This window comes from Sinomicrobium kalidii, from assembly GCF_021183825.1.
Lineage (GTDB): Bacteria > Bacteroidota > Bacteroidia > Flavobacteriales > Flavobacteriaceae > Sinomicrobium > Sinomicrobium kalidii.
On record NZ_CP089211.1, the window covers coordinates 4,002,983 to 4,018,641 of the forward strand.

At 44.6% G+C, this 15,659-nt stretch carries 17 protein-coding genes; 10 read left to right on the forward strand and 7 right to left on the reverse strand.

The window, feature by feature from the left end:
• The first annotated feature begins 92 nt into the window (after positions 1 to 92).
• The 7 genes from LS482_RS16340 to LS482_RS16370 all read left to right on the forward strand — a co-directional run bounded on the left by LS482_RS16340 (position 93) and on the right by LS482_RS16370 (position 8,345).
• Complete coding sequence (locus LS482_RS16340; protein ID WP_233028583.1) at positions 93 to 1,436, forward strand: Na(+)-translocating NADH-quinone reductase subunit A; 1,344 nt, start codon at positions 93 to 95, stop codon at positions 1,434 to 1,436.
• A 10-nt stretch (positions 1,437 to 1,446) separates the two neighbouring features.
• Complete coding sequence (locus tag LS482_RS16345) at positions 1,447 to 2,607, forward strand: NADH:ubiquinone reductase (Na(+)-transporting) subunit B (RefSeq protein WP_233028584.1); 1,161 nt, start codon at positions 1,447 to 1,449, stop codon at positions 2,605 to 2,607.
• A 2-nt stretch (positions 2,608 to 2,609) separates the two neighbouring features.
• Complete coding sequence (gene nqrC, locus LS482_RS16350; protein WP_233028585.1) at positions 2,610 to 3,323, forward strand: NADH:ubiquinone reductase (Na(+)-transporting) subunit C; 714 nt, start codon at positions 2,610 to 2,612, stop codon at positions 3,321 to 3,323.
• 9 nt (positions 3,324 to 3,332) lie between these two features.
• Positions 3,333 to 4,046: an NADH:ubiquinone reductase (Na(+)-transporting) subunit D gene (locus LS482_RS16355; RefSeq protein ID WP_233028586.1), complete on the forward strand. Its 714-nt coding sequence runs from the start codon at positions 3,333 to 3,335 to the stop codon at positions 4,044 to 4,046.
• 35 nt (positions 4,047 to 4,081) lie between these two features.
• Positions 4,082 to 4,696 carry an NADH:ubiquinone reductase (Na(+)-transporting) subunit E gene (gene nqrE, locus LS482_RS16360; RefSeq protein WP_233028587.1) on the forward strand — a complete coding sequence of 205 codons (615 nt, stop codon included), beginning with the start codon at positions 4,082 to 4,084 and terminating at the stop codon, positions 4,694 to 4,696.
• A 20-nt stretch (positions 4,697 to 4,716) separates the two neighbouring features.
• Complete coding sequence (nqrF, locus tag LS482_RS16365; RefSeq protein ID WP_233028588.1) at positions 4,717 to 6,015, forward strand: NADH:ubiquinone reductase (Na(+)-transporting) subunit F; 1,299 nt, start codon at positions 4,717 to 4,719, stop codon at positions 6,013 to 6,015.
• Positions 6,016 to 6,308: 293 nt separating this feature from the next.
• Positions 6,309 to 8,345, forward strand: coding sequence for a dipeptidyl-peptidase 3 family protein (locus tag LS482_RS16370; RefSeq protein WP_437440999.1), 2,037 nt, complete (start codon positions 6,309 to 6,311; stop codon positions 8,343 to 8,345).
• 64 nt (positions 8,346 to 8,409) lie between these two features.
• Here LS482_RS16370 and LS482_RS16375 read toward each other — a convergent pair whose 3' ends face one another.
• The 3 genes from LS482_RS16375 to LS482_RS16385 form a co-directional block, all read right to left on the reverse strand.
• Positions 8,410 to 8,823: a DUF6691 family protein gene (locus LS482_RS16375; protein WP_233028590.1), complete on the reverse strand. Its 414-nt coding sequence runs from the start codon at positions 8,821 to 8,823 to the stop codon at positions 8,410 to 8,412.
• Between the two features lie 215 nt (positions 8,824 to 9,038).
• Positions 9,039 to 9,596, reverse strand: a complete 558-nt coding sequence (locus tag LS482_RS16380) for a YeeE/YedE family protein (protein WP_233028591.1) — start codon at positions 9,594 to 9,596, stop codon at positions 9,039 to 9,041.
• Between the two features lie 95 nt (positions 9,597 to 9,691).
• A complete protein-coding gene (locus tag LS482_RS16385; protein WP_233028592.1) occupies positions 9,692 to 10,141 on the reverse strand; it encodes a hypothetical protein in 450 nt (149 codons plus the stop codon).
• A gap of 143 nt (positions 10,142 to 10,284) precedes the next feature.
• Here LS482_RS16385 and LS482_RS16390 point away from each other — a divergent pair, with 143 nt between their 5' ends.
• On the forward strand, positions 10,285 to 10,644 hold the full coding sequence (locus tag LS482_RS16390) for a DUF8840 domain-containing protein (RefSeq protein ID WP_233028593.1): 360 nt from the start codon (positions 10,285 to 10,287) through the stop codon (positions 10,642 to 10,644).
• Complete coding sequence (locus LS482_RS16395) at positions 10,619 to 11,653, forward strand: FAD:protein FMN transferase (RefSeq protein ID WP_233028594.1); 1,035 nt, start codon at positions 10,619 to 10,621, stop codon at positions 11,651 to 11,653. Before LS482_RS16390 ends, LS482_RS16395 begins: the two co-directional genes overlap by 26 nt.
• A gap of 42 nt (positions 11,654 to 11,695) precedes the next feature.
• Here the strand turns inward: LS482_RS16395 and LS482_RS16400 are convergent, their stop codons facing one another.
• The 4 genes from LS482_RS16400 to LS482_RS16415 all read right to left on the reverse strand — a co-directional run bounded on the left by LS482_RS16400 (position 11,696) and on the right by LS482_RS16415 (position 14,537).
• Positions 11,696 to 12,460, reverse strand: a complete 765-nt coding sequence (locus tag LS482_RS16400) for a class I SAM-dependent methyltransferase (RefSeq protein WP_233031846.1) — start codon at positions 12,458 to 12,460, stop codon at positions 11,696 to 11,698.
• Positions 12,461 to 12,700: 240 nt separating this feature from the next.
• Entirely contained in the window at positions 12,701 to 13,519 is an 819-nt protein-coding gene (map, locus tag LS482_RS16405) for a type I methionyl aminopeptidase (RefSeq protein WP_233028595.1), read from the reverse strand.
• A gap of 101 nt (positions 13,520 to 13,620) precedes the next feature.
• Complete coding sequence (locus tag LS482_RS16410) at positions 13,621 to 14,091, reverse strand: DinB family protein (protein ID WP_233028596.1); 471 nt, start codon at positions 14,089 to 14,091, stop codon at positions 13,621 to 13,623.
• An 8-nt stretch (positions 14,092 to 14,099) separates the two neighbouring features.
• On the reverse strand, positions 14,100 to 14,537 hold the full coding sequence (locus tag LS482_RS16415; RefSeq protein ID WP_233028597.1) for a DoxX family protein: 438 nt from the start codon (positions 14,535 to 14,537) through the stop codon (positions 14,100 to 14,102).
• Between the two features lie 196 nt (positions 14,538 to 14,733).
• Here LS482_RS16415 and LS482_RS16420 point away from each other — a divergent pair, with 196 nt between their 5' ends.
• On the forward strand, positions 14,734 to 15,612 hold the full coding sequence (locus LS482_RS16420) for a PPK2 family polyphosphate kinase (protein ID WP_233028598.1): 879 nt from the start codon (positions 14,734 to 14,736) through the stop codon (positions 15,610 to 15,612).
• The last annotated feature ends 47 nt before the right edge of the window (positions 15,613 to 15,659 follow it).

The following is a 15,659-nucleotide window of genomic DNA, read 5'->3' on the forward strand; positions in this document are numbered from 1 at the left end:
TATGCTTTACAGGCATGAATAAATAATCCGTAAATTCATAAATTTGCATGAATTTTTGAATAACCAATTTTTCAAAACAATCTTATTGTAACATGTCCAATGACATTCGTATCAGAAAAGGTTTGAACATCAATCTGGAAGGGGAAGCGGAAAAAACAGTTTCGGACGCCCCGAGAGTTAAAACCTTCGCGCTAAAACCCACGGATTTTCACAACACTACGCCTAAAATGGTTGTGAAAGAGGGAGAAAAAGTAAAAGCAGGTGATGTTGTTTTCTACTCCAAGTACAGTGAAAAAATAAAATTCGTAGCTCCGGTAAGTGGTACAATCGCAGAAATAAGAAGAGGTGCCAAACGAAGGATTCTGGAAGTGGTTATTGATGCCGACGACCAGGATGTCTATAAAGAGTTCGGGGCCAAAGATCCCGGACAGCTTTCGGCAGAAGAAATAAAAACGTATTTACTGGAAAACGGTTGCTGGCCTTTTATCCGTCAGCGCCCTTATGATGTTATTGCCAATCCGGAAGACACGCCCAAGGCGATCTTTATTTCGGCCTGTGCAAGTGCTCCGCTGGCTGCAGATGCGGCTTTTGTGCTGGAAGGAAGAGCGGAAGATTTTCAGGCGGGTATCGATGCAATTACGAAACTTACCCCGGGCAAAACACATTTGTCTGTAAACAGAAAATCCGATTCTTTTCTCAATGAAGTAAAAGGCGTGGAGCTTCACAGGGTTTCGGGCCCTCACCCTGCAGGAAATGTAGGTGTTCAGATACACCATATAGATCCGATCAATGCAGGTGAAAGGGTTTGGGTTGTTAACCCGGAAGATGTGGCTATCATCGGAAAAGTGTTCCGTACGGGGCAGTTCGATGCTACCCGTACTGTAGCGGTTGCCGGATCTGAAGTAGAGAAACCTCAGTATTACAGGGTCAGGATCGGTTCTCGTATAAATGCTCTGGTGAAGAACGATACGAATGATGTAAGGATTATCAGCGGAGACGTATTGACCGGCGACAAGGTTACAGGTGACGGTTTTCTCGGGTATTACAGCAATATGGTGACCGTAATTCCGGAAGGGAATGAGTATCGTATGTTTGGCTGGTTACCTTTTAAGGACAACAACATACCGAGTATGCATCATACTTCTTTTTCGTGGTTGTTTCCCAAAAAGAAATACAAGGTCAATACCAATCTTAACGGGGAAGAAAGAGCCCTGGTGGTTACCGGTGAAATGGAAAAGGTGCTGCCCATGGATGTTTATCCCATGCAGTTGCTCAAGGCTTGTATGGTGAACAACATTGAGAAAATGGAAAACCTGGGGATCTATGAAGTGGCTCCGGAGGACTTTGCGCTGATAGACTATGCCTGTACCTCGAAGATAGAAGCACAGGAGATCATCAGGGAAGGCCTCGATTTAATGATTAAAGAAGTTGGTTAATACATAAGATATGAAGTTTTTAAGAAATAAGATAGATCAACTGAAAAAACCCTTTGGCAAGGGAGAGAAGTGGGAGAAGTTCGCACCGGCGGTCAATGCCCTTGATACTTTTTTGTTCGTACCGGACCATACTACCCAAAAAGGAGCACATATCCGTGATGCGGTAGACCTTAAACGGACCATGATCACCGTGGTCCTGGCACTTGTTCCGGCATTGATATACGGTATCTACAATACGGGGTATCAGTATTTACACCAGCTGAACGGCGGAGATGTTGCATTTTGGGACGCTTTTGTGCACGGTTTGTGGAAAGTGCTTCCCATGATCGTGGTGTCATATGCTGTAGGGCTGACTATTGAATTTATCTTTGCCATATACAGGGGACACGAAGTCAATGAAGGTTTTCTGGTCACCGGACTGCTGGTGCCCATGATCATGCCGGTAGATATACCGCTGTGGATGATCGGGATATCCGTCGCCTTTGCTGTGTTAATCGGGAAAGAAGCCTTTGGCGGTACGGGGATGAATATTTTGAACCCCGCTTTGTTAGCCAGGGCTTTTGCTTTTTTTGCATACCCCACATACATGTCCGGAAACAAGGTTTGGGTTTCCGAAGCTACGAATGTAGATGCCGTTTCCGGTGAGACCATACTGGGAAGCCTTGCAGCGGGACACGACGTACACTTCAGTATGTTTAATATGTTTAGCGGAGCCATTCCGGGATCGGTGGGAGAAACCTCCACGCTATGGATTCTGGTGGGAGCCGCCCTGCTTATCTTTACCGGGGTAGGGAGTTGGAGGATTATGCTCGGCAGTGTTATCGGAGGAACCGCTATGGGACTGCTCTTTAACCTTTGGGGAGCTAACGATCTGATGAATTTTCCATGGTATCAGCACCTTCTTGTAGGAGGATTTGCTTTCGGAACCGTTTTTATGGCTACCGATCCTGTGTCCGCCGCACAGACCGTCAGAGGAAAATGGATATACGGTATACTGGTCGGATTCTTATGTATCATGATCCGGGTGTTTAACCCCGCTTATCCCGAAGGTGTGATGCTGGGAATCCTGTTAATGAACGTATTTGCGCCTACTATTGACCACTATGTTATAGAGGGCAACATAAAAAGAAGAAAGAAAAGACTGGCTGCGTCTAAACTTAAAACCGCTTAGTAATGAACAGAGAAGGTAATTTATACACGTTTATCTTTGCGATAGTAATGGTGGTAATAGTCGCGTTTTCACTCGCTTTTGCGGCAACATCGTTAAAGCCAAAGCAAGAGGAGAACACGAAAAAAGAGAAAATGCAGAATATTCTCAAGACCATAGGTGTCGAGGTAGAAAGAGATGCTGCTGAAGGTGAATACAAACAATACATAAAGGAAGAATTGTCTTTAGTGGCAGATGGCTCCGTAGACGAGCAATCCGATGCCTTTAACATAGATTTGAACAAAGAATTGAAGCTACCGGTTGACGAGCAGCATTTTCCATTGTATATTGCAGATGTTGAAGGTGAAAAGTATTATATAGTACCTTTAAGAGGAGCAGGACTTTGGGATGCCATCTGGGGTTATGTTTCACTGAAGGAAGATTTGAATACTATAGAAGGTGTTACTTTTGACCATGCCAGTGAAACTCCCGGACTCGGGGCAGAAATTACACAGTCCTGGTTTCAGGCACAATTTGAAGGAAAAAAGGTGTTTAATGAGGAACACGAGCTCGTAGGAGTAAAAGTTTCCAAAGGTAGTGGTGCGAAAGGAGATAACGAGGTGGATGCCATTTCCGGAGCTACCATAACCGGAAACGGGGTGACAGCAATGATAAAAGAGCGCCTGTCTCATTATCTGCCGTATTTTAAGAAACAGAAAACTCAATTAGCATTAAATTAATTGCACGTCATGAGTAAAAAAGTAAAAAAATCACCGATATTTCTTTTTGTTTCTGAGGAAAAGGAGCCCCTGTTCTCTAAAAAGAACAGGCAGTTGATTTCGGACCCGCTGAATGACAACAATCCCATTACCGTCCAGGTGCTGGGAATATGTTCGGCGTTGGCCATTACGGTACAGTTGAAACCTGCTGTAGTAATGACGCTTGCAGTGATGGCGGTAATGGCATGTAGTAACGTTATTGTTTCCCTGATCAGGAACCTGATACCGAATCGTATACGTATTATCGTACAGCTGGTTATTGTCGCTTCGCTCGTAATCCTGGTGGACCAGGTACTTAAAGCATATGCCTATGATGTGAGTAAGCAGCTATCCGTTTTTGTCGGACTGATTATTACGAACTGTATTGTAATGGGACGTCTGGAAGCCTTTGCGTTGGGTAACGGTCCCTGGAAATCCTTTCTGGACGGTATCGGAAATGCCGCGGGTTACGGACTTATCCTTATTATAGTGGCATTTTTCAGGGAACTGCTCGGTTCCGGAAAACTCTTCGGAATTGAGATCCTTGGCCATAAAGGAGTGACCATGGCAGAATCTACGGGATTATATGCACTGGGGTATGAAAACAACGGTTTTATGTTATTTCCCCCGATGGCACTGTTAACCGTTGGTATTTTTATATGGTTGCAGCGATCCAGAAACAGAAAATTAATTGAAAAAGAATAAGAGGTAATTTAACCCGTGTTGTAAAAATCAGAAAAATGGATTACATAAATCTTTTTGTTAGGAGCATTTTTATAGAGAACATGATCTTTGCATACTTCCTGGGGATGTGTTCCTACCTGGCCGTGTCTAAAACCGTAAAGACTGCCGTAGGTCTGGGGGCTGCCGTTATCTTTGTACTGGCCATAACGGTTCCCATTAACTTTTTGCTGGACAATTATCTCTTAAAACCCGGAGCACTTTCGTGGGTTGGGGCGGAATATGCCAATATAGATCTTAGCTTTCTCAGCTTTATAATGTTTATTGCGGTAATAGCCTCCATGGTACAGCTTGTGGAGATGGTTGTCGAAAAATTTGCGCCTGCCCTCTATAGTGCCCTGGGGATATTTCTTCCGCTGATTGCCGTAAACTGTGCCATACTCGGTGGTTCACTGTTTATGCAGCAGAAAGATTTCGGTAGTGTTGGCGAATCGGCCATCTACGGTGTAGGCTCCGGTATCGGCTGGTTCCTTGCTATACTGGCTATCGCTGCCATCAGGGAAAAGATTGCCTATTCTAATGTTCCTAAGCCTTTGCGCGGACTGGGCATTACCTTTATCATTACCGGGCTTATGGCTATTGGCTTTATGAGTTTTATGGGAATTTCATTGTAAACCGTTTTTATATTTAAAATATGGATTATTCAATAATCTTTGCGAGTATAGTTGTATTTTTAGTGTTGGTTTTGGTGCTCGTCGCCATTCTTTTGGGTGCTAAGGCCAAATTAATACCGTCCGGACCTGTATCCCTGCACATTAATGGTGAAAAGGATGTAGAGGTATCTTCGGGAGGTACGCTTTTATCAACACTCGGTAACAGTAAAATATTTTTACCGTCTGCATGTGGTGGCGGTGGTACCTGTATTCAATGTAAATGTCGCGTACTGGAAGGCGGGGGGAATATCCTGCCTACTGAAGAGCCGCACTTTACCAGAAAGGAAATTGCAGAAGGATGGCGCCTGGGATGCCAGGTAAAGGTAAAACAGGATATGACCATAGAAGTTCCGGAAGAAGTTTTCGGGATCAAGAAATGGGAAGCCACTGTGGTCGGAAACTACAATGTAGCTTCGTTTATCAAGGAATTTATAGTCGAGATCCCGGAAGATATGGGGTATAAACCGGGAGGATATATACAGATCGAGATCCCCAAGTGTGTGGTGGAATACAAGGATATTGACATTACTGCACACCCCGAGGAACACCCCGGAGAGCCGGACAAGTTCAAAATGGAGTGGGATAAGTTCAACCTGTGGCCGTTGGTCATGAAGAATGATGAAATCGTGGAGCGTGCCTATTCAATGGCTTCTTATCCGGCTGAAGGACGAAAAATCATGCTCAACGTACGTGTAGCCACTCCGCCCTGGGACCGTTCAAAAAACGGCTGGATGGATGTAAATCCCGGAATAGCCTCATCGTATATCTTCTCCAGAAAACCGGGAGACAAGGTAACTATTTCCGGACCTTATGGCGAATTCTTTATCAACCATTCGGAAGCGGAAATGCTGTATGTAGGTGGTGGAGCCGGTATGGCACCCATGCGTTCGCACTTGTACCACCTCTTTAAGACATTAAAAACCGGAAGAAAGGTAAGCTACTGGTACGGAGGACGTTCAAAGCGTGAATTGTTCTACCTGGATCATTTCAAAGAACTGGAGGATGAATTCCCCAACTTTAAATTTTACGTAGTACTGTCCGAGCCGCTTCCGGAAGATAACTGGAAGGAAATGAAAGACATCAATGATGAGGAAGGCGACGGTTTCCTCGGGTTTGTACACCAGGCTGTAATAGACCAGTACCTGAACCATCACGAAGCGCCCGAAGACATAGAATTCTATTTCTGCGGACCCCCGCTGATGAACAAGGCGGTAGAGAAAATGTGTGATGACTTTGGTGTTCCGCCTGAAAATGTACGATTCGACGATTTTGGAGGATAATTAACATAAATAATCCATTTAATATAAAGACCGATACCTGTAACCGTATCGGTCTTTTTGCTTTATGGCCCGGCAGGATTACCTCCCCAAAAAACTCATGCTGGCTTACTGGGCGCCCAGCTTTTCTATTCCTTTCCTTCATCATAACACACTACTGACTCATACTCATACTGGTCCTTTCTCATACTGGTGCTCGTTTGTAACGATTATCTTTACCCTTACCTAATTATAACACACCACCCTATCTTTGTTATATAATCATTATTTTTGTTGCATTTAAAAATCAATTGATCATGAATACCAAAGCATTTTTAGGCCTTTCGCTGGCCCTGGCAATCTCTGTTTCCTGTGCCGATAATAAGAAGGAAAGTACGGTGAAAAAAGAACCGGTTGCCGAAAAAAAGTTTGACTACGAGGTAGACCGGTTTGCCGATATCCGCATACTCCGCTACCGGATCCCGGGCTGGGAAAACCTGAGTTTGAAAGAACAAAAGCTGGTGTACTACCTTACACAGGCCAGACTGAGTGGGAGGGACATCATGTGGGACCAGAATTATCGTCATAACCTGGCCATACGGAAAGCCCTGGAAAACATTTATACTACTTATGAAGGCGATAAAAGCTCGGAAAACTGGGAAGCATTTGAAGTTTATCTTAAGAGGGTATGGTTTTCCAACGGTATTCACCATCACTATTCCAATGATAAAATAAAACCCGGTTTTGACAGGACGTATCTGGAAAACCTGTTAAAGGAGACCGGTACGACACTGGATGAAGCTATTGTGGCAGTACTTTTTAATGATGCGGACACCAAGAAAGTTAACCTCGACGCTTCCAGGGGACTTATAAAAGGATCGGCCGTGAACTTTTACGGAGAAGGGATCACTGCCGATGAAGTAGATGCCTTTTATGCCGATATGAAATCACCCGATCCGGAAAAACCGCTGTCGTTCGGACTCAATTCCAAACTGGTAAAGGAAGACGGGAAACTGGTAGAGAAAGTATGGAAGAGCGGCGGAATGTACGGGGAAGCCATAGACAGGATCATTCACTGGCTGGAAAAGGCTAAGGAAGTAGCGGAAAACGAAAAGCAGGCCCATGCACTCGGCCTCCTTATTGAATATTACAGAACAGGAGACCTCCGGACCTGGGACGACTACAATGTGGCCTGGACCGAAGCCACCGAAGGGAATATAGATTATATAAACAGCTTTATAGAAGTGTATAACGATCCCAAGGGATACCGTGGCTCATACGAATCTATCGTGCAGATCAAGGATTTTGAAATGTCAAAGAAGATGGAGGTCCTGGCCCACAATGCACAGTGGTTTGAGGACAATTCCCCTTTAATGCCCGAACATAAAAAGGAAAATGTGGTGGGGGTATCCTATAAAACGGTTGTAGTAGCGGGAGAAGCAGGAGATGCCTCCCCAAGCACACCCATCGGGGTGAATTTGCCCAATGCCAACTGGATCAGGACTGCACACGGTTCCAAATCGGTTTCTCTGGGCAACATTATTGAAGCCTATAATAATGCCGGAAGCGGGGATCGTTTAAAAGAGTTTGTAAACGATGAGGAAGAACTGGAACTCGCCAAAAAGTACGGAAAACTGGGAGGTAAATTGCATACGGCCCTTCACGAGGTTATCGGCCATGCTTCCGGAAAACTGAATCCCGGAGTGGGTGAAACCAAGGAAACGCTGAAAAATTATGCATCGACCCTGGAAGAAGGAAGAGCAGACCTGGTAGGGCTGTATTATATCATGGACCCGAAATTACAGGAACTCGGACTGGTAGATGATTACCGCAAAGTGGCCATGGCCGAATATGACGGCTATATCCGGAACGGATTGTTAACGCAGCTTATACGCCTGGAACCCGGACGCGATGTGGAAGAAGCCCATATGCGCAACCGCCAGTGGGTATCGGCCTGGGTATTTGAAAAAGGGAAAAAAGACAATGTTATTGAAAAGGTAAACCGGGACGGAAAGACCTATTACAATATCAACGATTATGACAAGCTCAGGGAACTGTTCGGGGAATTGCTCCGGGAAACCCAGCGTATAAAGTCCGAAGGCGATTATGAAGCTGCTGAAGCATTGGTAGAAGGCTATGGTGTAAAAGTAGACCAGGCCATCCACAGAGAGGTTCTGGAAAGGAATAAGGCCTTTAAATCTGCACCGTACAGCGGGTTTGTAAATCCCGTACTGGTGCCGGAAACAAACGAAGCCGGAGAGATTACGGCGATTAAGGTCACCCGGCCCGGGAATTTTGAGGAGCAAATGCTCTACTATGCCGGAAATTACAGCTTCCTGCCTGTTAATAACTAAAAGCTGTGTTCTATATACCAAAGCCTGCCGCTCCGGCAGGCTTGTTTTTTATGTATGTAACCGGTTAATGCGGCAATTTGTTTTTCAGAAGACCGTATACAAAAGTGCCCAGCAATGCACCGAAAATAACAATAGCCATACTCCAGAATCCTGCCCCGAAAAGGATATACATGGGCCCGGGACATGCCCCTGCCAGTGCCCAGCCCAAACCGAACAGGATACCACCCGCGAGGTAACGGGTAATTCCTTTTTCCTTGTCGGCGATCTGTATTTTTTGGCCTTCCGTATTTTTAGTCCCTGTACGTTTAAATATCCGGATGCCTGTAAACCCGGTAAGTATGGCTACCATAATGATCCCGTACATGTGAAAGGACTGGAAATGGAACATTTCGTAGATCCTGTACCACGATACGGCTTCCGATTTGGTAAGGACAATCCCGAAAAAGATTCCGACTAGCAAAAATTTGATATATTTCATCTGTAAATAGTTTATAATTGTATTTAACGTGAATAATGGATAAGCTCTTTGAGGTGAAGGTGCCTTAAACTGTAACCTTATTTGAATTTTTCTGCAGCGTTCCTCCCTTCTCCCGATAGTTATACGGGATGAAAATGGGAGCCTTTTTTCTTATCCATTATTCACGTTATTTAGGGTTTCATTGTCATACGTCCTGAGTCATACCTCTTATGTCATTAAAAAATAAGTGGCAATATAAAATGGGCCATAAGCAACCCGCCCAGGAAAAAACCGATAACGGCTATAAGGGAGGGAAGCTGTAAATTGCTGATACCGCTTATGGCGTGTCCTGAAGTGCATCCCCCGGCATATCGCGATCCGAAACCAACCAGGAATCCGCCCCCCAAAAGGATGAGCAGCCCTTTGATCGTAAGAGCATTTTCCATACCGAATACGGCATCCGGCAATAGCTTACCCTGCGGGGCATCGATGTGCATTTCCTTTAGCTGTGCAACCGTATCGGGATTGATGTTTACACCGCTGCCATCCGAAAGGAAGTGTACCGAAATAAATCCGCCTATCATGGCCCCGAGTACAACTACCAGGTTCCAGCGCTGGGTCTTCCAGTCGAATTTAAAGAAACGGGCACATTTACCGGCGCCAAAAGCAGAACACAGGGTGCGAAGGTTTGAAGACATGCCGAAATTTTTCCCCAGGTAGATAAGCAGGAGCATTACAATACCGATCAAAAAACCGGAGAGGTACCAGGGAAAAGGCTTGTAGATAAAATCCATAATTTACAATTTGTGATACGGCAAAAATACAGACATCTTTCCACAGTTGTGTAACTGCGGTTACACAGTAAAAAAATTGTTGAACCGGATACGCACTAAAGTTTGATGATTTTGGAAGTAGCTACTTTCGGATCACCGTTGTCGTGAAATTCGGTTTCTGTTTTGAAAATTTCACATGAATCCTCCCGGAATTCGGATTCTGTGAGGAGCAGAGGAGTCTGGCCAATACAATGGATCAGGATTGAATCTGTTTTATGGGTGGTAACATTTTCTCTTATGAGCCACAAATACTGGCTTGCTACCTTTAAATCAAGAACTGTGGTGTACAAATTGTTTTTCGTGAGGCCTTTTTCAATTTCAATTACAGTATCCTTGTGAAGATCAGTGTATTTTTCTAACTCGTTATTATAATTTACGGTTTTTGTGAATGTCCCGAGGATACAGTAAGATGTAACCGGAATTACTTCAGCTGGCGGGGTAACCACAACCTGTTTGGCTGTACAGGCTGTCAACATTAAAGAAATAAACCAGTATATTTTTTTCATGGCCAGGTTTTCTACAAATATAACTTTTATGTTATTAATATATAGTTGATCTTTAGTTTGATATGTGCTTTTTTAATTAACCGGGCCCTGATTTTAAAGGATACGGCCCTTAAACGGTGATTTAAAATAAGTATCTTTGTCGCATGGAAATTCTGAATGAACAGGAATTGCATAATCTCGCCATGAATGTTGTCGGGAAAGACCTGGAAGCAAAAGGGTTTGAGTTTCTCGCCGTAAACAGTCAGCTCAAAAAAGACCCCCAATTTGTGTGCCTCAAAAACAAAAAGTTACATTTTGTGGTGGTAAAGGCAGTGCTTTATCCGGAAAATCCGAAAAAATACGATGTGGTGTTTATGGAAACCATAAAGGAACATGCCCTGAAATTCAAAGCGAGAACGTATTATGCCGGTGTGGGTATAGCCAGTGCGGACAATTATGAAAAACCGGTGCGGAAAGACCGGAAATATATAGTAAATTATGATGGAATTCAGGAAATCATTTAGAACGCTGATTGCTTTAACACTGTTGAGTCTGGGAGTTACGGGTTGTAATTCCGTATCCCCTCAAAAGGCTGTTACCATTCACGGGGAAGCCCAGGGAAGCACTTACAGTATTAAGTATATTTCTGATAAGGAAGAAGACCTGAAACCGGCTGTAGATTCCATACTCGATGCCATAGATATGTCGATGTCGACATACAAACCGGATTCCGACATTTCCCGTATCAATGCGGGAGACAGTACCGTGGTGGTCGATGAGAACTTTCGTAAGGTTTTTCTCGGTTCACAAAAAATCTGGAAAGAATCCGGTGGGAGTTACGACCCTACTATCGGTACGCTGGTAAGGGCCTGGGGGTTTGGTCCGGATCATCATCGCATTGCTTTGGACAGCAGTAAAGTGGACAGCCTGTTGCAGTATTGCGGATTCGACAAGGTGGCCCTGACATCGGAAAATACCATCCGAAAGGAAAACAAAAACATATATTTTGATTTTAACTCCATAGCCCAGGGATATACCGTTGATGTTATTGCCGGTTTTTTCCTGGGCAAGGGTATTCGGAATTTTATCGTGGAAGTAGGAGGAGAACTCGTTGCGCACGGAAGGAATACCGAAAAAGAAAAGGACTGGGTAATTGCCATTGACGATCCGTTACAGGGTATGGAAGGACGTTCTTTTATAGCCAAGATCAACCTTAAAGATATGGGCATGGCCACTTCAGGAAATTACCGCAAGACCGTCACGGATTCCATCACGGGGGAAAAATATGTGCATATCGTAGACCCCAAGACGGGATTCACCAAAAAGGGCAACGTGTTGAGTACGACCGTACTGGCCAAAACCTGTATGGAAGCCGATGCCTATGCGACCACTTTTATGGTGATGGACCTGGAAGAATCGAAAGAGTTCTTAAAGACCAAACCGGATATACACGCCTTTATCCTGTATATGGACGAAAACAACGAAATGCAAAAGTATATGACCGAAGGCTTTAAATCGCTGATACTGGAATAGCGATACTTTCGGATTTTTAGAAGCAACTCATCGACTCCAAAACTACTTATAACATACCGGGATAATTTCTCCTTCGGCCAGGACATGGCGTTTTACCTGTTCCGGGGGGAGCTGCCTGGTGTAGTCCACTTCGTTTACCGTAAAGCCGATATCCCTTAATTTGCTGAAATAGTCCCTGCCATATATCCGCACATGGTCATACTGGCCGAAAATGGCAGCCCTTTCCTTGGGGTCGGTAATGGAATCGTCTTCAAAGGTCTTTTCCCTGTTCAGTTCCTGTGGGATCTGGAAAATTCCGGTCCCGCCCGGTTTCAGTATGCGGTATAATTCCCGCATCGCCCTGGTGTCGTCAGGAATATGTTCCAGGACATGGTTGCAGAGGATGAAGTCAAAACTGTTGTCTTCAAAGGGCAGGTTACAGATATCTGCCTTTACATCTGCCAGGGGCGATTCCAGGTCGGTGGTCGTATAATCCAGGTTTCGCAGTTTCCTGAAGCGCTTGTAAAAAGCCTGTTCAGGGGCAAAGTGCAGTACTTTCTTCGGTGCGGTAAAGAAATCCGTTTCGTTTTTCAGGTACAGCCATAAAAGCCGGTGCCTTTCCAGTGACAGGGTCCCGGGGGCCAGTACATTTTCGCGTTGTTTTTCATACCCGTAGGGCAAAAACGATCGATAACTCTTGCCGTCAATAGGGTCGGTATATGTGTTCCCCCGCAGGGCAAAGGCAAATAAAGGTTTTACCCAATAACTCAACCGGATCAGCAAAGGCCTCGGAACAAGGTTTAGTATGATCTTGAACAGCTTTTTCATTAAAAAATACAGTACTTCATCAATTTCAGGCATATAAAAATGTTCCGGCAGGACTTTGCTTGGGATCACAAAATTTTATTGTACTATGTCAGGTATCTCTCCTGAAACAACGCCTTTGGTATTTGACAAAAAGTACCGGGTTTTACGGTTTTTGAACGATGAATGTCGAACCGTAGAATTATAAAGTGGCCTAAAATGTTACGTGGCCAACTGCTTTAAATTTTAATATTCGTTATTCATTTACAATACCAGGGCTTCTTTTCTGAACTCGTTTTCTTCGTCGCTTTTGATTCCCAGGGCTTCATAGATATAGGCAAATGTGGAAAGCAACTCGGGTTTGCCGTCTACAAGGGCTACGTCGTGCTCAAAATGCGCACTGGGTTTGCCGTCGGCGGTCACAATGGTCCAGCCGTCTTTTAGCTGTTTGATCCTTTGCGTTCCCATGTTTATCATGGGTTCTATGGCAACAACCATTCCTTCCGCGAATTTTTTACCGCGCCCCCTTTTTCCGTAGTTGGGCATTTCGGGATCTTCGTGCATTTTTTCGCCCAGGCCGTGCCCTACCAGTTCTCTCACCACACCATAACCGTGTTTTTCACAATATTGCTGGATGGCGTAACCAACATCGCCCACGCGGTTACCTGTCCTGAATTCCCTGATACCCACATACAGTGATTCCTTGGTCACTTCCAGAAGCTTTTTGGTTTCGGGGGCTACTTCACCGATTTCGAAGGTATAGGCGTGATCTCCGTAAAACCCGTTCATTAAGGCCCCGCAATCTATAGATACGATATCCCCTTCTTTTAGGGGCGTGTCGGTCGGAAGGCCATGAACCACGGCCATATTAACACTTGTAAGCAGGGTGGAAGGGCAGTCGTACAATCCTAAAAATCCGGGCTTGGCCCTGTGATCCCTTATGAATTGTTCGGCGAGTTTGTCAAGTTGTATGGTAGTAACGCCGGGTTTAATTTCCCCGGCCAGCATACCCAGGGTTTTGGATACGATCAGGGCGCTTTCCCGCATTAATTCAATCTGCTCCGGCGATTTTATATGTATCATTGTATTGACTTTATAATAAATTCCAAATATGGGAATTACTGTTTTATGGCGCAAAAATAGGAATTAATATGCAAACGGTACGGTTCCCGTAACCGGATATGTCAACGGATGATATCGGTATCCACGGGAGTATATCCCAGATGGCGGCTGAGCGATAATACCTGTCCCTTATGATGAAACTCATGGGTGATGACATGAGTAAAAAGTTGTAAAGGCGCAATGTTCCGGGTGGTATCATCTATATGTACGGGAATTTCCCCGGTAAGGTGAGATGCAAAACGATGCAGAAATTCATGGACGAGTTCATCTATCCGGTCATAGTAAGTATACAATTCACTTATTGTAGTTACCGAAGCATAAGGCATAAATTCACCGTCGCGTTGCAGGGCCTGTTTCCCGATCCAGAATTCATATGTATTTCCGGTGTGTACCAGCAGGTTTCGTATACTTCCCCGGCCAAAGGAACTGCTTTCCCTGATAAAATCCTTTTGGGATATGGTATTACAATATTGAAATAAAACTTCGCGGGATTGCCTGACCTGTTCATATTGTGCTTCAAATATATTTTGCATAACCGATATTATGAATCTTTTGGAGAAATATCCGCTTTCTTTCTTTTTTCTTCCAGGTAGTTATCGACAGAATACCTCCCGGCATGTACGAAATATATCAGAAAAGCCACGGCGAGCAAATGAATTGCGGGCGCCGTATTCATATAAGTATCGCCTTGTAAGAGGTGTGCCCCGATAATGGCAACGATAAAATTAAGGATCGTAAGCAGGCTGAAAACCCTTACTTTATAACCTGAAATCCAGCTTATCCCGGCAAAGAACTGAGCGTACACGGAAACCACGGCACATAAAAGCGGTAACGGAAAACCGATGGATGCAATAAAATCCCTGAACTCAAGCATCCTGTCCCAGTGTATGATATTGTCCGATACACCGTAGATCAGCCGTATTCCAAAGACGATCCGTATAAACAGCAGTGCAATGTCCTTTCGTTGTTCCCGGTTCATGGCAGAAGCTTTTTATTGATTTGATAAACGGACATGCCATAAAGATAAGAATTAACCTTCAAAAGAAAAGGCTAAGAGTGATTTTTGACGAAGCTGACATAGTTGGCGGGGGTAAAACGGACGAAATGTTGTTTCCGGAATCTGCCGGTGTGCCGTGTAGGATTTTATTTTTATCTTTAACAGCAAACCTTATGATATGGAAAAAATCAAGTCTTCGGATTACAGGGTGACCCGACCGGTCAGATTAAAGGAAATACCAACGCTGAACATGCTGGACGCCTCCGAAAAAGACCTGGAAAAGCAACTGGCCAAAGAACGGAAAAAACTGGCGAAGTTCCAGAACAGGATGTATGCCCATGGCAAATACGGGGTGTTGATCTGCATACAGGGCATGGATACAGCCGGAAAAGACAGTCTTATCCGTGAGGTTTTTAAAGACCTCAATGCGCGCGGGGTTGTGGTACACAGCTTTAAAACACCGTCGGCACTTGAATTGCGGCACGATTACCTGTGGAGACACTATGTTGCGTTACCCGAACGGGGCAAATTCAGTGTGTTTAACCGTACCCACTACGAAAATGTACTGGTGACCCGGGTACACCCCGAATACATACTGAATGAAAATATTCCGGGTATAGAAAGTGTGGACGACATAGGCCCGGTGTTCTGGGATAAACGGTTCGAACAGATCAATAATTTTGAAAAACACGCTGCGGAAAACGGTACCATCATATTCAAGTTTTTTCTGCACCTGTCCAAAGAAGAGCAGCGGCATCGCTTACTCAGGCGGCTCAACAAGGAAAACAAGAACTGGAAGTTTTCTTCTGCCGACCTGGAAGAACGCAAACTCTGGGACGATTACCAGCAGTGTTATGAAGAAGCCATAAATCTGACATCCACTGCCCATGCACCCTGGTATGTAATTCCGGCAGACAGCAAGGAGGCGTGCAGGTTGATCCTGGCAGACATACTGTATGACGAGCTCAAGGAATACAAAGAGGTAAAAGAACCCGAACTGGACGAAAAAACAAAGGCACATTTGGAAGACTATAAAAAACAGTTGCAGGCAGAATAGATTTTGTGGGCTATAGTTCTTATTTTTGAATCCCGGGGAAAAAGCGT

What these genes read in the sequence shown, in the direction of transcription:
- LS482_RS16340 (WP_233028583.1), top strand. Translation starts at nt 93, where the DNA reads ATGTCCAATGACATTCGTATCAGAAAAGGTTTGAACATCAATCTGGAA.
- LS482_RS16345 (WP_233028584.1), top strand. Translation starts at nt 1,447, where the DNA reads ATGAAGTTTTTAAGAAATAAGATAGATCAACTGAAAAAACCCTTTGGC.
- nqrC (WP_233028585.1), top strand. Translation starts at nt 2,610, where the DNA reads ATGAACAGAGAAGGTAATTTATACACGTTTATCTTTGCGATAGTAATG.
- LS482_RS16355 (WP_233028586.1), top strand. Translation starts at nt 3,333, where the DNA reads ATGAGTAAAAAAGTAAAAAAATCACCGATATTTCTTTTTGTTTCTGAG.
- nqrE (WP_233028587.1), top strand. Translation starts at nt 4,082, where the DNA reads ATGGATTACATAAATCTTTTTGTTAGGAGCATTTTTATAGAGAACATG.
- nqrF (WP_233028588.1), top strand. Translation starts at nt 4,717, where the DNA reads ATGGATTATTCAATAATCTTTGCGAGTATAGTTGTATTTTTAGTGTTG.
- LS482_RS16370 (WP_437440999.1), top strand. Translation starts at nt 6,309, where the DNA reads ATGAATACCAAAGCATTTTTAGGCCTTTCGCTGGCCCTGGCAATCTCT.
- LS482_RS16375 (WP_233028590.1), bottom strand. Translation starts at nt 8,823, where the DNA reads ATGAAATATATCAAATTTTTGCTAGTCGGAATCTTTTTCGGGATTGTC.
- LS482_RS16380 (WP_233028591.1), bottom strand. Translation starts at nt 9,596, where the DNA reads ATGGATTTTATCTACAAGCCTTTTCCCTGGTACCTCTCCGGTTTTTTG.
- LS482_RS16385 (WP_233028592.1), bottom strand. Translation starts at nt 10,141, where the DNA reads ATGAAAAAAATATACTGGTTTATTTCTTTAATGTTGACAGCCTGTACA.
- LS482_RS16390 (WP_233028593.1), top strand. Translation starts at nt 10,285, where the DNA reads ATGGAAATTCTGAATGAACAGGAATTGCATAATCTCGCCATGAATGTT.
- LS482_RS16395 (WP_233028594.1), top strand. Translation starts at nt 10,619, where the DNA reads ATGATGGAATTCAGGAAATCATTTAGAACGCTGATTGCTTTAACACTG.
- LS482_RS16400 (WP_233031846.1), bottom strand. Translation starts at nt 12,460, where the DNA reads ATGAAAAAGCTGTTCAAGATCATACTAAACCTTGTTCCGAGGCCTTTG.
- map (WP_233028595.1), bottom strand. Translation starts at nt 13,519, where the DNA reads ATGATACATATAAAATCGCCGGAGCAGATTGAATTAATGCGGGAAAGC.
- LS482_RS16410 (WP_233028596.1), bottom strand. Translation starts at nt 14,091, where the DNA reads ATGCAAAATATATTTGAAGCACAATATGAACAGGTCAGGCAATCCCGC.
- LS482_RS16415 (WP_233028597.1), bottom strand. Translation starts at nt 14,537, where the DNA reads ATGAACCGGGAACAACGAAAGGACATTGCACTGCTGTTTATACGGATC.
- LS482_RS16420 (WP_233028598.1), top strand. Translation starts at nt 14,734, where the DNA reads ATGGAAAAAATCAAGTCTTCGGATTACAGGGTGACCCGACCGGTCAGA.